This window comes from Methylibium sp. Root1272 (assembly GCF_001425905.1).
In the GTDB taxonomy this organism is placed as follows: domain Bacteria; phylum Pseudomonadota; class Gammaproteobacteria; order Burkholderiales; family Burkholderiaceae_C; genus Methylibium.
This window is the reverse complement of sequence record NZ_LMDY01000013.1, coordinates 307,267-320,052: the sequence shown is the minus strand read 5'-3', so window position 1 is coordinate 320,052 and position 12,786 is coordinate 307,267. Positions and strand designations below refer to the sequence as shown.

General features: G+C 69.0%; 15 protein-coding genes and 1 pseudogene. 5 read left to right on the top strand and 11 right to left on the bottom strand.

From position 1 onward, the window contains the following. Positions 1 to 83: 83 nt before the first annotated feature. From ASC67_RS10520 to ASC67_RS10510, 3 genes are read right to left on the bottom strand one after another with little or no spacing between them, the layout of a single operon-like run. A complete protein-coding gene (locus tag ASC67_RS10520) occupies positions 84 to 1,220 on the bottom strand; it encodes a PilT/PilU family type 4a pilus ATPase (RefSeq protein ID WP_056319389.1) in 1,137 nt (378 codons plus the stop codon). 43 nt (positions 1,221 to 1,263) lie between these two features. Continuing rightward, complete coding sequence (locus ASC67_RS10515; RefSeq protein ID WP_056319384.1) at positions 1,264 to 1,884, bottom strand: cyclic nucleotide-binding domain-containing protein; 621 nt, start codon at positions 1,882 to 1,884, stop codon at positions 1,264 to 1,266. A gap of 37 nt (positions 1,885 to 1,921) precedes the next feature. Further along, entirely contained in the window at positions 1,922 to 2,965 is a 1,044-nt protein-coding gene (locus ASC67_RS10510) for a type IV pilus twitching motility protein PilT (RefSeq protein ID WP_056319377.1), read from the bottom strand. A gap of 52 nt (positions 2,966 to 3,017) precedes the next feature. On the opposite strand from ASC67_RS10510, the gene ASC67_RS10505 reads away from it, so the two are divergent. After that, positions 3,018 to 3,737 carry a YggS family pyridoxal phosphate-dependent enzyme gene (locus ASC67_RS10505; RefSeq protein ID WP_056319371.1) on the top strand — a complete coding sequence of 240 codons (720 nt, stop codon included), beginning with the start codon at positions 3,018 to 3,020 and terminating at the stop codon, positions 3,735 to 3,737. Positions 3,738 to 3,744: 7 nt separating this feature from the next. Here ASC67_RS10505 and ASC67_RS21045 read toward each other — a convergent pair. The 7 genes and pseudogenes from ASC67_RS21045 to ASC67_RS10480 form a co-directional block, all read right to left on the bottom strand. After that, a pseudogene (locus tag ASC67_RS21045) lies at positions 3,745 to 3,876 on the bottom strand (branched-chain amino acid ABC transporter permease); the annotation flags it as partial. Positions 3,877 to 3,880: 4 nt separating this feature from the next. Continuing rightward, positions 3,881 to 4,873, bottom strand: coding sequence for a branched-chain amino acid ABC transporter permease (locus tag ASC67_RS10500; RefSeq protein WP_056319367.1), 993 nt, complete (start codon positions 4,871 to 4,873; stop codon positions 3,881 to 3,883). 239 nt (positions 4,874 to 5,112) lie between these two features. Then, positions 5,113 to 5,286 carry a hypothetical protein gene (locus ASC67_RS21040; protein WP_404932873.1) on the bottom strand — a complete coding sequence of 58 codons (174 nt, stop codon included), beginning with the start codon at positions 5,284 to 5,286 and terminating at the stop codon, positions 5,113 to 5,115. 56 nt (positions 5,287 to 5,342) lie between these two features. Continuing rightward, positions 5,343 to 6,100: branched-chain amino acid ABC transporter permease (locus ASC67_RS10495; protein WP_404932870.1), on the bottom strand; the 758-nt coding region annotated here is incomplete at its 3' end. A 37-nt stretch (positions 6,101 to 6,137) separates the two neighbouring features. Continuing rightward, the gene (locus ASC67_RS10490; RefSeq protein ID WP_056319361.1) at positions 6,138 to 7,361 is read right to left on the bottom strand and encodes an ABC transporter substrate-binding protein; all 1,224 of its coding nucleotides are present in this window, start codon (positions 7,359 to 7,361) and stop codon (positions 6,138 to 6,140) included. A 48-nt stretch (positions 7,362 to 7,409) separates the two neighbouring features. Beyond that, positions 7,410 to 8,123, bottom strand: a complete 714-nt coding sequence (locus tag ASC67_RS10485; protein ID WP_056319354.1) for an ABC transporter ATP-binding protein — start codon at positions 8,121 to 8,123, stop codon at positions 7,410 to 7,412. Further along, entirely contained in the window at positions 8,123 to 8,893 is a 771-nt protein-coding gene (locus ASC67_RS10480) for an ABC transporter ATP-binding protein (protein WP_056319349.1), read from the bottom strand. The genes ASC67_RS10485 and ASC67_RS10480 overlap by 1 nt, the downstream gene beginning before the upstream one ends. Positions 8,894 to 9,178: 285 nt before the next feature. Here ASC67_RS10480 and ada point away from each other — a divergent pair, with 285 nt between their 5' ends. Genes ada through ASC67_RS10460 form a run of 4 tightly spaced genes read left to right on the top strand, consistent with a single transcriptional unit; the run spans position 9,179 to position 12,174 of the window. Further along, positions 9,179 to 10,261, top strand: coding sequence for a bifunctional DNA-binding transcriptional regulator/O6-methylguanine-DNA methyltransferase Ada (ada, locus tag ASC67_RS10475; protein ID WP_156466729.1), 1,083 nt, complete (start codon positions 9,179 to 9,181; stop codon positions 10,259 to 10,261). After that, positions 10,258 to 10,992 (top strand): 2OG-Fe(II) oxygenase, encoded by a 735-nt coding sequence (locus ASC67_RS10470; protein WP_056319342.1) that lies wholly within the window; start codon positions 10,258 to 10,260, stop codon positions 10,990 to 10,992. The genes ada and ASC67_RS10470 overlap by 4 nt, the downstream gene beginning before the upstream one ends. Before the next feature lie 28 nt (positions 10,993 to 11,020). Next, positions 11,021 to 11,683 carry a DNA oxidative demethylase AlkB gene (alkB, locus tag ASC67_RS10465; protein ID WP_056319336.1) on the top strand — a complete coding sequence of 221 codons (663 nt, stop codon included), beginning with the start codon at positions 11,021 to 11,023 and terminating at the stop codon, positions 11,681 to 11,683. Positions 11,684 to 11,721: 38 nt separating this feature from the next. Next, a complete protein-coding gene (locus tag ASC67_RS10460; protein WP_056319328.1) occupies positions 11,722 to 12,174 on the top strand; it encodes a hypothetical protein in 453 nt (150 codons plus the stop codon). A 24-nt stretch (positions 12,175 to 12,198) separates the two neighbouring features. On the opposite strand, the gene ASC67_RS10455 is transcribed toward ASC67_RS10460, so the two are convergent. Then, positions 12,199 to 12,747 (bottom strand): Lrp/AsnC ligand binding domain-containing protein, encoded by a 549-nt coding sequence (locus tag ASC67_RS10455; protein WP_235566282.1) that lies wholly within the window; start codon positions 12,745 to 12,747, stop codon positions 12,199 to 12,201. Positions 12,748 to 12,786 lie beyond the last annotated feature (39 nt).

The window sequence follows — 12,786 nt, the reverse complement described above, 5'->3', positions numbered from 1 at the left end:
GAAAAGGCAACGGCCTCCAAACGAGGCCGTTCTACGCCGCAATGATCGCTCAAACCACCGCGGCCGGGCAGGCCGCGGGTTACTCAGACGATGGTCAGGTGCTCGGTGCCCGAGGCCAGGTCGGAATTGCGCGCCCGGTTGCTGTTGAGCTTGATCTGTAGCCGCAGGTCGTTGACCGAATCGGCGTTGCGCAGGGCGTCCTCGTAGGTGACCAACTGGCTTTCGTAGAGGTCGAACAGGCTCTGGTCGAAGGTCTGCATGCCGAGCTCGCGGCTCTTCTTCATGATCTCCTTGATCTCGGCCACCTCGCCCTTGAAGATCAGGTCGGAGATCAGCGGCGTGTTCAGCAGGATCTCGATCGCCGCGACGCGACCACGGCCTTCCTGGCGCGCCAGCAGGCGCTGCGACACCAGCGCCTTGAGGTTCAGCGACAGGTCCATCAGCAGCTGCGCGCGCCGCTCCTCGGGGAAGAAGTTGATGATGCGGTCGAGCGCCTGGTTGGCGCTGTTGGCGTGCAGCGTCGCCATGCACAGGTGGCCGGTCTCGGCGAAGGCGACCGCATGCTCCATCGTCTCGCGGTCGCGGATCTCGCCCATCAGGATCACGTCGGGAGCCTGACGCAGCGTGTTCTTCAGCGCCGGAGCCCAGTCCTCGGTGTCGATGCCGACCTCGCGTTGCGTCACGATGCAGTTCTTGTGCGGGTGCACGAACTCCACCGGATCCTCGATGGTGATGATGTGGCCGTAGGAGTTCTCGTTGCGGTAGTCCACCATCGCCGCCAGCGAGGTGCTCTTGCCCGAGCCGGTGGCGCCGACGAAGATCACCAGCCCGCGCTTGGTCGATGCCACGTCCTTCAGCACCTGGGGCAGGCCTAGCGAGTCGATCGTCGGCAGGATCTGCGGGATGGTCCGCAGCACCAGGCCCACGCAGCCCTGTTGCACGAAGGCGTTGACGCGGAAGCGGCCGATGCCGGTCGGCGCGATCGCGAAGTTGCACTCCTTGGTGCGCTCGAACTCGGCCGCCTGCTTGTCGTTCATGATCGCGCGCGCCAGTGCCATCGTGTGCTGGGGCGTCAGCGGCTGCGGCGACACCTTGGTGACGCGGCCGTCGACCTTGACCGCCGGCGGAAAGTCGGCCGTCAGGAACAGGTCTGAGCCGTTGCGGGCGACCAGCAGGCGCAGCAGGTCGTTGACGAATTTCGACGCTTGATCGCGTTCCATGAGTTCCTCCCTTGGGACTTACGAAGGCCGCAGCGGTCGCTGCTCAGCCACCGGACAACAAAGCAGAGAGCCGCGCGCTGACCTGGCGCAGTCGCAGCGAAAGGCGCCGCGCAAGCGAGGCCAGCAGTGCCATGGCGAGCCGTGGCTCGGCCGCCATCATCTCGTCGAGCCGCTGGGCGTCGAGCACGGCCACGACGCAGGGCGTGAGCGTGGTGCAGGCGGAGAAGCGCGAGCCGGCGTCCAGCACCGACATCTCGCCCAGCATGTCGCCGGCGCGGGCTTCGGCCAGGCGGGCCCGGCCGCCACCGGGTTGCACGCGCTCGACGCCGACGCGTCCTTCCAGGACCACCAGCAGGTAGTTGCCCTGCTCGTCCTGCCCGATCACTTCCTGGCTGGCCGGCACCGTGAAGTAGCGGAAGTGCGCAGCGATGCGGCCCAGTTCGGCGGCGCTCAGGTCGACCACGTGCGTGTCGGCCTGCCACAGTTGCACGAAGAGATCGGAGGCACGGCCCTCGTCGAAAGCTTGCGCTCGGGCCTGCCGGGCCCGGGCGTCCCAACCGACCGTCTCGGCCGCGCGCTCCTCGCCGTCGTCGGTCCGCGCCGAGGCGAGGCCGCCTTCGGCAGTCGTCGCCTCGCCCCCCGCCCGATCGAGCTGCTTCTTCACGGTGAGCGCTCTGGTGACGGCGGGGCGGTGCCCGGGCTCAACCCGGGAAATTCTCGGGCAGCTTGGCCTTGCCGCGCGCCTCGGCCGGCGTGATGAGGTTGCGGCGGACCAGGTCCGTCAGGTTCTGGTCCAGCGTCTGCATGCCCATGCTGTTGCCGGTCTGGATCGAGCTGTACATCTGCGCAACCTTGGCCTCGCGGATCAGGTTGCGGATGGCCGGCGTGCCCAGCATGATCTCGTGCGCGGCGACCCGGCCGGAGCCGTCCTTGAGCTTGCAGAGCGTCTGCGAGATCACGCCGATCAGCGATTCCGACAGCATCGCGCGCACCATGTCCTTCTCGGCGGCCGGAAAGACGTCGATCACGCGGTCGATCGTCTTGGCCGCGCTGCTGGTGTGCAGCGTGCCGAACACCAGGTGGCCGGTTTCGGCCGCGGTGAGCGCGAGACGGATGGTCTCCAGGTCGCGCATTTCACCCACCAGGATCGCGTCCGGATCCTCGCGCAGCGCCGAACGCAGCGCATTGCTGAAGCTCAGTGTGTGCGGCCCGACCTCGCGCTGGTTGATCAGGCAGCGCTTGGAATCGTGTACGAACTCGATCGGGTCCTCGACCGTGAGGATGTGACCGTACTCGTTCTCGTTGAGGTGGTTGACCATGCCGGCCAGCGTGGTGCTCTTGCCCGATCCGGTCGGGCCGGTCACCAGCACCAGGCCGCGCGGCTTGAGCGACAGGTCGGCGAAGATCTTCGGAGCGTTCAGCTGCTCGAGCGTCAGGATCTTGCTCGGGATGGTGCGGAACACGGCGCCCGCGCCGCGGTTCTGGTTGAAGGCGTTGACCCGAAAGCGCGCCAGGCCCTGGATCTCGAACGAGAAGTCGCATTCCAGCGTCTCCTCGTAGGCCTTGCGCTGCGCATCGTTCATGATGTCGTACACCATGTCGTGCACGTTCTTGTGGTCCAGCGGATCCACGTTGATGCGCCGCACGTCGCCGTGCACCCGGATCATCGGCGGCAAGCCGGCGGACAAGTGCAGGTCCGAGGCCTTGTTCTTGACCGAGAACGCCAGCAGTTGGGTGATGTCCATGGGATGGTGTGGAGAGCGCAGCGCTCACCGGGCGGCAGAGGGTCGAGGGATTATGGCGACGATAGCGAGCAAGATACAAGAAGTGAGCAGGCGCATCGCACGCGCCTGTGACGCGGCGGGCCGTCCCGTGGCAAGCGTCACGCTGCTGGCGGTCAGCAAGACGTTCGGCGCCGACACGGTGCGCGAAGCGCTGGCCGCCGGGCAGACGCGGTTCGGCGAGAACTACGTGCAGGAAGCGCTCGACAAGATGGCCGCGCTGGCCGATGCCCGCGCCCGGCTCGAATGGCACCTGATCGGCCCGCTGCAGAGCAACAAGACGCGCGTGGTGGCGGAGTCCTTCGACTGGGTGCATTCGGTCGATCGGCTGAAGATCGCCCAGCGGCTGTCCGAGCAGCGCCCGGCGTCGCTGCCACCCTTGCAGGTCTGCCTGCAGGTCAACATCAGCGGCGAGGCCAGCAAGAGCGGTCTGGCGCCGACCGAAGTGGAGGCGGTGGCGCGTGCAGTGTCGGCACTGCCCCGGCTGCGGCTGCGCGGGCTGATGGCGATTCCTGAACCGGCCGGCGATCTGGTCGCCCAGCGCCGACCGCACCGCGAGCTGCGCGAGCTGCTGGAGCGGCTCAACAAGACAGGAGGGCCGACGCTCGACACACTGTCGATGGGCATGACGGCCGATCTGGAGGCCGCGGTGTTGGAGGGCGCGACCCTCGTGCGGGTCGGCACCGCGATCTTCGGCGGGCGCCCACCGGCGGAAGCGGCGCGATCCGGCGGGTGAACGGGGCTCAGGCCCGGCGCCAGCGCGCCAGCAGCGCCCTAGCCTCGCCGACGAGTCCCCTGCGGAAGGCGAGGACGCAGACGATGAAGATGAGGCCGGTGACGAGGGTGACGGCCTCGCCCAGGCCGTTGAACCAGGCNGGTCTACTCGCGCGGCCGGTGCCTGAAGCGCGCCAGCAGCGCCCCAGCCTCGCCGACGAGTCCCCTGCGGAAGGCGAGGACGCAGACGATGAAGATGAGGCCGGTGACGAGGGTGACGGCCTCGCCCAGGCCGTTGAACCAGGCGATGCCGGTGAGTTCGGCCAGCACCCGGCCGACATCGCCGATCTTGTTCTCCAGCGCCACGATCACCAGCGCGCCCACCATCGGCCCCACCATCGTGCCCATGCCGCCCACCAGCGTCATCAGGATCACCGCCCCCGAAGTCGTCCACACCGCGTCGGTCAGCGTCGCGAACCCCAGCACCAGCGTCTTGGTGGCCCCCGCCAGCCCCGCCAGCGCAGCCGACAGCACGAAGGCCACCAGCTTGAAGCGCTCCACGTCGTAGCCCAGCGAGACCGCCCGCGCCTCGTTCTCCCGGATCGAGGTCAGCACCTGCCCGAACGGCGAATGCACCGTGCGGTAGATCAGCCAGAACCCGGCGATGAAGATCGCCAGCACCACGTAGTACAGCGTCAGGTCGCTGCCCAGGTCCAGCCCCAGGAAGCGCCCGCGCGGCACCGACTGCAGCCCGTCCTCCCCGCCGGTGAAGGGCGCCTGCAGGAAGAAGAAGAACAGCATCTGCGAGAGCGCCAGCGTGATCATCGAGAAGTAGATCCCCGAGCGCCGGATCGCCAGCCAGCCGAAGGCCAGCCCGGCCAGCGCCGCCACCGCCGCMCCGAACAGCAGCCCSAGMGGCGCCGGGAAGCCCCAGACCTTGAGCGCATGGCCCGCACCRTAGGCSGCCGCCCCCAGGAAGGCCGCATGGCCGAAGGAGAGCAGCCCGGTGAAGCCGATCAGCAGGTTGAAGGCGCAGGCGAAGAGGGCATAGCACAGCACCTTCATCACGAAGATCGGGTAGGCGCCCAGCGCCGGCAGCAGCGCGATCGCGATGAACAGCGCGGCGTAGCCGAGCAGCGGGGATCGTTGGGCAGTCATNCAGCACCTTCATCACGAAGATCGGGTAGGCGCCCAGCGCCGGCAGCAGCGCGATCGCGATGAACAGCGCGGCGTAGCCGAGCAGCGGGGATCGTTGGGTTGTCATCTCACAGACTCCGACGCGAAGGACGCGTGGCACGAACGGGACGCATCGAGCAGACGCCGCGGGTCCGGCTTCGCCGGCCCGCCAGCGTCGCCCCCTTCGAGGGGGAGCGGCGCAGCCGCAACGGGGGTGGTCGTCATTTCTCTTTTCCGAACAGGCCGGCCGGYCGGATCAGCAGCACGATGGCCATGATGACGAACACCACGGTGCTGGAGGCCTCGGGGTAGACCACCTTGGTGAGGCCCTCGACGAGACCCAGGCCCAGRCCGGTGACGATGGAGCCCAGGATGGAGCCCATGCCGCCGATCACCACCACGGCGAAGACGGTGATGATGAGGTTGGAGCCCATCAGCGGGGAGACCTGGNCCGGTGACGATGGAGCCCAGGATGGAGCCCATGCCGCCGATCACCACCACGGCGAAGACGGTGATGATGAGGTTGGAGCCCATCAGCGGGGAGACCTGGATGATGGGGGCGGCCAGCACGCCGGCGAAGGCCGCCAGCGCCACGCCGCCGGCGTAGGTGAGCGTGACCAGGCGCGGCACGTTGATGCCGAAGGCCTGCACCAGGCGCGGGTTYTCGGTGCCCGCGCGCAGGGTGGCGCCCAGCGAGGTCTTCTCGATCAGGGCCCACACGGCCAGGCAGACCACCARCGAGGCGGCGACGACCCAGGCGCGGTAGTTGGGCAGGATCATGAAGCCCAGGTTGGTGGCCCCGGAGAGGGCCTCGGGCACCGGGTAGGGCTGGCCGGAGACGCCGTAGAAGGAGCGGAAGATGCCTTCGGCCACCAGGGTGATGCCGAAGGTCAGCAGCAGGCCGTAGAGGTGGTCGAGCTTGTAGAGCCACTGCAGCAGCAGCCGCTCGATCAGGATGCCCAGCACGCCCACCAGCAGCGGSGCGGCCAGCAGCATGACCCAGTAGTTCAGGCCCAGGTACTCCAGCCCCATCCAGGCCAGGAAGGCCCCCATCATGTACAGCGCCCCGTGGGCGAAGTTGATGATGTTGAGCATGCCGAAGATCACCGCCAGCCCCAGCGACAGCATCGCGTAGAACGAGCCGTTCACCAGYCCCAGCAGCAGCTGGCCCAGCAACGCGGGCAGGGGAATGCCGAAGAGATCACTCATGGAAAGTCGGCCCCTCGGCGGTGGCGGCGCGCAGCGCTCACTTCTTCACCAGCGGGCACTTGCTGTCGGCCAGCTTCGTGAAGGCCTGCTCGCCGGGGATCTTCTCGACCACCTTGAAGTAGTCCCAGGGCTCGGTCGATTCCTTCTGCGACTTCACCTGCAGCAGGAACATGTCGTGGATGCCCCGGCCGTCTTCCTTGCGGATGCTGCCCTTGGCATAGAAGTCGTTGATCGGCATGGCCTTCATCTGTGCGATGACCTTGTCGCCGTCGTCGGTCTTGGCGGCCTCGACGGCCTTCAGGAAATGCATCGCCGCCGAGTAGTCGGCCGCCTGGATCGACGAGGGCATGCGCTTCATCTTCTCGAAGAAGCGGCGGCTCCACGCGCGCGCCTCCGGGCTCTGGTTCCAGTACCAGCTGTCGGTCATGTACATGCCCTGGGTCGCGTTCAGACCCAGCGAATGGATGTCGTTGATGAACATCAGCAGGCCGGCCAGCTTCATCGTCTTCGTGACGCCGAACTCGTTGGCGGCCTTGATCGCGTTGATGGTGTCGCCGCCCGCGTTGGCCAGTCCCAGGATCTGCGCCTTGCTCGACTGCGCCTGTAGCAGGAAGGACGAGAAGTCGCTGGCCGACAGCGGGTGCTTGACACTGCCGAGCACCTGGCCGCCCGACTTCGTCACCACCGTGCTCGTGTCGTTCTGCAGCGACTGGCCGAAGGCGTAATCGGCCGTCAGGAAGTACCAGGTCTTGCCGCCGGCCTTGGTGACCGCGCTGCCGGTGCCGTTGGCCAGTGCCACGGTGTCGTAGGCGTAGTGGATCGAGTAGGGCGTGCAGTCTTCGTTCGAGAGGCGCGACGTGCCGCCGCCGATGGCGATGAAGGGCTTCTTCTTCTCGGCCGCGACCTTGGTCATCGCCAGCGCGGTGCCGGAGTTCGTGCCGCCGATGAGCATGTCGACACCCTGGGTGTCGAACCATTCGCGGGCCTTGCTGGCGGCCACGTCGGCCTTGTTCTGGTGATCGGCGTAGACGAACTCGATCTTCTTGCCGGCGATCGTGCCCTTCAAATCGCCGATCGCCATCTTGATGGCTTCGACGCCGCCGGGGCCGTCGATGTCGGCGTACAGACCCGACATGTCGGTGATGAAGCCGATCTTGACCGTGTCCCCGGAGATCTGGGCCTGCGCCGGCGTGCCGCCGAGGGTGAGGAGGCCGACGGTGGCGGCGGCAGCGAGTGCGATGCGCGAGCGGGCGAAGGTCATGCGGTGCTCCTGAAGGGATGGTGAGAGGAAGCGGGAAGGGCGTCGCGGTCAGACGCTGAGCAGTTCATCGAGCCTGGCCTGGTGGGCTGAGAGCTCGGAGGCGGGGAAGGAGAGGGCGAGCTGGCCGTGCTCGATGACGTGGAACTGGTCGGCCAGGCGGGCGGCGAAGCGGAAGTTCTGCTCCACCATCACGATGGTGAAGCCCTGCGCCTTGAGCGCGGTGATCATGCGMGCSAGSGCCTGCACGATCACCGGCGCCAGSCCCTCGCTGATCTCGTCGAGCAGCAGGATGTCGGCCCCGGTGCGCAGGATGCGCGCCACCGCCAGCATCTGCTGTTCACCCCCCGAGAGCCGCGTGCCCGGGCTGGCGCGCCGCTCGGCCAGGTTGGGGAACATCGCGTAGATCTCGGCCTCGCCCATCGCCTTGCCGCGCCCGGCCTTCAGGCGCGGGGGCAGCAGCAGGTTCTCCTCGGCACTCAGCGAGGCGAAGATGCCGCGCTCCTCCGGGCAGTAGCCCAGCCCGAGGTGGGCGATGCGGTGGGTGGGCAGCGCGATGGCCTCCTGGCCGTGCACCTTGATCGAGCCCTTGCGGCTGCCCGTCAGGCCCATGATGGCGCGCAGCGTGGTGGTGCGCCCGGCGCCGTTGCGCCCSAGCAGCGTGACCACCTGCCCGCGCGGCACCGCCAGGTCGATGCCGTGCAGGATGTGGCTCTCGCCGTACCAGGCGTGCAGGCCCTTGATCTCCAGTGCCAGGGGCTCCATCARTGCGCCCCCTGCAGYTCGGCGGCCTCGCTGCCCATGTAGGCCTCCAGCACCGCCGGGTGCCGGGAGACGCTGGCGTAGTCGCCCTCGGCGAGCACGGCGCCGCGCGCCAGCACGGTGATGCGGTCGGCGATGCTGGCCACCACCTTCATGTTGTGCTCCACCATCAGCACGGTGCGGCCTTCGGCCACCCGCTTGATGAGGGCGGTGACGCGTTCGACGTCCTCGTGGCCCATGCCCTGGGTGGGCTCGTCGAGCAGCATGAGCTCGGGGCTCATGGCCATGGTGGTGGCGATCTCCAGCGCGCGCTTGCGCCCGTAGGGCAGGTCGGCGGCCTTCAGCGGGGCCATCTCGCGCAGGTCCACCAGCTCGAGCAGTTCGAGCACGCGGGCATCSAGCGCGCGCAGGCCCGAGAGRCCCTTCCAGAAGTGGAAGGACGTGCCGGTGAARCGCTGCAGGCCGATGCGCACGTTCTCCAGCACGCTCAGGTGGGGGAAGACGGCGGAGATCTGGAAGGAGCGGATGACGCCGCGGCGGGCGATCTGCGCGGGCTTCTCGGCGGTGATGTCGTGGCCGTTGAAGTGGATCGTGCCGCGGCTGGGCGCGAGGAACTTCGTGAGCAGGTTGAAGCAGGTGGTCTTGCCCGCCCCGTTGGGCCCGATCAGCGCGTGGATGTGCCCTCGCTGCACCGCAAGGTCCACGCGGTCCACCGCCGTGAACCCCTTGAAGTCCTTCGTCAACTCGCGCGTCTGGAGAATGATGTCGCTCATGCAGGGACAGGGAGGCAGGGCTTCGCACTCTAAGCAGCGCTGCTGCGCTGCAATAGGCGGGGTTCCCCTTAAGTGGGTTTGCGCAACGGTTGCCTGTTCGCGTGGCCTCGGCAGCCCCAGGCCGGTGCGTCGTCGTCACGGCCTTGTCACCTGCGCGACCAACGGCCTCGTCCGCACGCGGGGATCGAAGAAAGTATCCAATTCAGCAGCAAGACACGGAGTGTCGTGACGAGGAACGATGCCTAAAGTGCCCTCATCGACCCACGCACACGATGACGGACCACCATGAACATGAGCAACCAGACCGAACGGCGAGCCGCGGCCACGGTGGCTGACCCGCGCTGGGCCGTCGTCGTGGCGCGCGACCCCGCGGCCGACGGACGGTTCTTCTACTCGGTGCGCACGACCGGCATCTACTGCCGGCCGAGCTGCGCGGCCCGCCCCGCCCGACCCGAGAACGTGGCCTTTCATGACACCGAGGCAGCGGCCCGCGCGGCCGGCTTCCGGCCCTGTCTGCGCTGCAAGCCCGATCAGTTGCCGGCGGCCGCGCTGCAGGCAGCCAAGGTCGCCGATCTGTGCCGCTACATCGAGGCCGCCGATCCGGCGCCGACGCTCGATGAGCTGGCACGGCGCGCCGGCCTCAGCAGCTACCACCTGCACCGCGTGTTCAAGGCGGTCACCGGCCTCACGCCGAAGGCCTATGCCACCGCGCACCGCGCCCGGCGCCTGCGCGAGGCGCTCGGCCGCCGCGGCAGCACGGTCACCGATGCGATCTACGACGCCGGCTACAACTCCGGCGGTCGCTTCTACGACGAGGCGGACGGAGTGCTGGGCATGACCGCCAGCCGCTACCGCGCCGGCGGCGCGGGCACGCAGATCCGCTTCGCCATCGGCCAGTGTTCGCTCGGCGCCATCCTCGTGGCGCAGAGCGACCGCGGCGTCTGCGCGATCCTGATCGGCGACGATCCGGATACGCTGGCCCACGAACTGCAGGACCGCTTCCCGAAGGCGCAGTTGATCGGTGGTGACCGGGCCTTCGAACGGCTCGTCGCCCGGGTGGTCGGCTTCGTCGAGGCGCCGCGCATCGGCCTCGACCTGCCGCTCGATGTACGTGGTACCGCCTTCCAGCAGCGTGTCTGGCAGGCCTTGCGCGACATCCCCGCCGGCCGGACCGCGAGCTACACCGAGATCGCCGCGCGCATCGGTGCGCCGACAGCGGTGCGCGCCGTCGCGCAGGCCTGTGCCGCCAACGCGCTGGCGGTGGCCATCCCTTGCCACCGCGTGGTGCGCAGCGATGGCGCGCTGTCGGGCTACCGTTGGGGCGTGGAGCGCAAGCGCACGCTGCTGGAGCGGGAAGCGCAGACATGAATGCGCGCGACGAGGGCGGCGGCGGCGGCATCGCGCGCCGGATCGCCGCGCTGGACTGGCCGCGGATCGACGGCGAACTCGATGCCCAGGGCGCCGCCGTGATCGAGCGCCTCGTCACCCCGGACGAATGCCGGGCACTGGCGGCGCTGTATGCGCAGGAGCGGGGGTTCCGCAGCCGCGTGGTGATGGCGCGCCACGGCTTCGGCCGGGGTGAATATCGCTATTTCGACCATCCCTTGCCGAACCTGGTCGCCGGGCTGCGCGAGGCCGTCTACTCGCGGCTGGTGCCGATCGCCAATCGCTGGCAAGAGGCACTGGGGCAGGCGACGCGCTTCCCGGCGCAGCACGCCGAGTTCATCGTGCGCTGCCATGCGGCGGGACAGCGGCGCCCTACGCCCTTGCTGCTGCAGTACGGCGAAGGCGACTACAACTGCCTGCACCAGGATCTCTACGGCGAGCAGGTCTTCCCCTTGCAGCTGGTCCTGCTGCTCTCCGAACCGGGGCGCGATTTCGAGGGCGGCGAGTTCGTGATGACCGAGCAGCGCCCACGCCAGCAGTCGCGGCCGATGGTGCTGCCGCTGCGCCAGGGCGACGCGGCGGTGATCGCGGTGCACCAGCGCCCGGTGCACGGTGCGCGCGGCACGGTGCGCGTGAACCTGCGGCACGGCGTCAGCCGGCTGCGCACGGGCCGGCGCCACGCGGCCGGCATCATCTTCCACGACGCGGCCTGAGATGCCGAGCCGAGCCGGAGCCCGCGCGATGCAGCCGACCGCGGACCTGTTTGCGGCCGACGATGCCGCGCGTGCGCCGGCTATCGAAGCGCTCGCGCCCGGCGCGATCGTCTGGCGCGGAGGCGCGGCGTCGTGTTCGGCCGACCTGCTCGCCGATCTGCAGCAGGTGCTCGGCGCTGCTCCGTTCCGGCACCTCGTCACGCCCGGCGGCTTCCGCATGTCGGTGGCGATGACGAACTGCGGCGCGCTCGGCTGGGTCAGCGACACCCGCGGCTACCGCTACGACGCCATCGATCCCGACAGCGACCGCGCCTGGCCGGCCATGCCGCCGTCCTTCGTCGACCTCGCCGCGCGCGCCGCCGCGCAGGCCGGCTACCCCGGCTTCCGGCCCGATGCCTGCCTGGTCAACCGCTACGAGCCCGGTGCGCGACTGAGCCTGCACCAGGACCGCAACGAGCGCGACTTCCGCGCGCCCATCGTGTCGGTGTCGCTGGGCCTGCCGGCGGTCTTCCTGTTCGGCGGCGGCCAGCGCAGCGACCCGACGACGCGGGTGCTGCTGCGGCATGGCGACGTGGCGATCTGGGGCGGGCCGTCGCGGCTGCGCTACCACGGCGTGCTGGCGCTCAAGGACGGTGAACACGCGGCGACCGGGCGCTGCCGCATCAACCTCACGTTCCGGTGCGCGGCCTGAGCGCGGGCCCCGTTCTTCCCGACGAGGAGCAGCGATCCATGACGACACGATCGCCTCGATGGCGTTGGGCCGGCCTTGCCGGCCTCTGGCTGTTCGGCACGACCGCGTGCGCCGCCGATATCGATGCCCATGCCAATCCCGACGCCGCTCCGCGCCGGCTGTACGACCTGCGCACCGAGACCGGCATGCCGCACCTCGACGAGAACCTCCGCTACGCGGTGCGCAGGGAGCAGCGCTGCCTCGCGCCGGACGACCTGTCGACCGTGTTCTGGATGCTGCAGGACGTGTCGCTGCAGGACTGCACGCTCGACAAGCTCAGCGACGACGCCTACCAGCTGCGGTGCAGCGGCGGGCACGGCACCACCGGCGACGCGCGCTGGCAGTTCGGTGCGGACGGCGGGCTCGTCGGCCGGATGAACGTGCGGCTCGGCGGCAAGAACATGACCTTCTTCCAGCGCGTCACCGCCACGCCGGTTGGCCCCTGCCGTTGACGGCGCCGGTCCGGGTCGGCGCGATCAGATCGCCAGCGCCGTGGTGTTCTTCACCTCCTCCATCACCGCGTAGGTGCGCGTCTCGCGCACGCCAGGCAGCGCCCAGATCACGCTGGCCAGCATCTCGCGATAGGCCGCCATGTCGGCCACGCGCGTCTTGATCAGGTAGTCGAAGCCACCGGCCACCAGGTGGCATTCCAGGATCTCGGGCCGCACCTGCACTGCGGCGCGAAAGCTCTCCATCACGTCGGGCGCGGTGCGGTCCAGCATCACCTCGATGAACACCAGCATCGCGGCGCCCAGCCGCGCCGGATTCAGGCGTGCCTCGTAGCCGAGGATGACGCCGTCGCGCGTGAGCCGCTTCACACGCTCCAGCACGGCCGTCGGTGACAGGTGCACCTGCTGCGCGAGCTCCAGGTTGGTGATGCGGCCGTCGCGCTGCAGCACGCGCAGGATGCGCTGGTCGGTGCGGTCCAGGCCCTCGATGGCGCGCGGTGGCGGCGGCTCGGCGACCGCTGCCACCGCGCGGGCGGCCTTGGGCCTCGTGCTGGATTTTGTTCGGCCGGAAGGCATGAGCTTGGTGAATCATTCGGTGAAGACCCGCTTACGCTA

What these genes read in the sequence shown, in the direction of transcription:
- ASC67_RS10520 (WP_056319389.1), bottom strand. Translation starts at nt 1,220, where the DNA reads ATGGAACGCGATCAAGCGTCGAAATTCGTCAACGACCTGCTGCGCCTG.
- ASC67_RS10510 (WP_056319377.1), bottom strand. Translation starts at nt 2,965, where the DNA reads ATGGACATCACCCAACTGCTGGCGTTCTCGGTCAAGAACAAGGCCTCG.
- ASC67_RS10505 (WP_056319371.1), top strand. Translation starts at nt 3,018, where the DNA reads ATGGCGACGATAGCGAGCAAGATACAAGAAGTGAGCAGGCGCATCGCA.
- ASC67_RS10490 (WP_056319361.1), bottom strand. Translation starts at nt 7,361, where the DNA reads ATGACCTTCGCCCGCTCGCGCATCGCACTCGCTGCCGCCGCCACCGTC.
- ada (WP_156466729.1), top strand. Translation starts at nt 9,179, where the DNA reads ATGAACATGAGCAACCAGACCGAACGGCGAGCCGCGGCCACGGTGGCT.
- ASC67_RS10470 (WP_056319342.1), top strand. Translation starts at nt 10,258, where the DNA reads ATGAATGCGCGCGACGAGGGCGGCGGCGGCGGCATCGCGCGCCGGATC.
- alkB (WP_056319336.1), top strand. Translation starts at nt 11,021, where the DNA reads ATGCAGCCGACCGCGGACCTGTTTGCGGCCGACGATGCCGCGCGTGCG.
- ASC67_RS10460 (WP_056319328.1), top strand. Translation starts at nt 11,722, where the DNA reads ATGACGACACGATCGCCTCGATGGCGTTGGGCCGGCCTTGCCGGCCTC.
- ASC67_RS10455 (WP_235566282.1), bottom strand. Translation starts at nt 12,747, where the DNA reads ATGCCTTCCGGCCGAACAAAATCCAGCACGAGGCCCAAGGCCGCCCGC.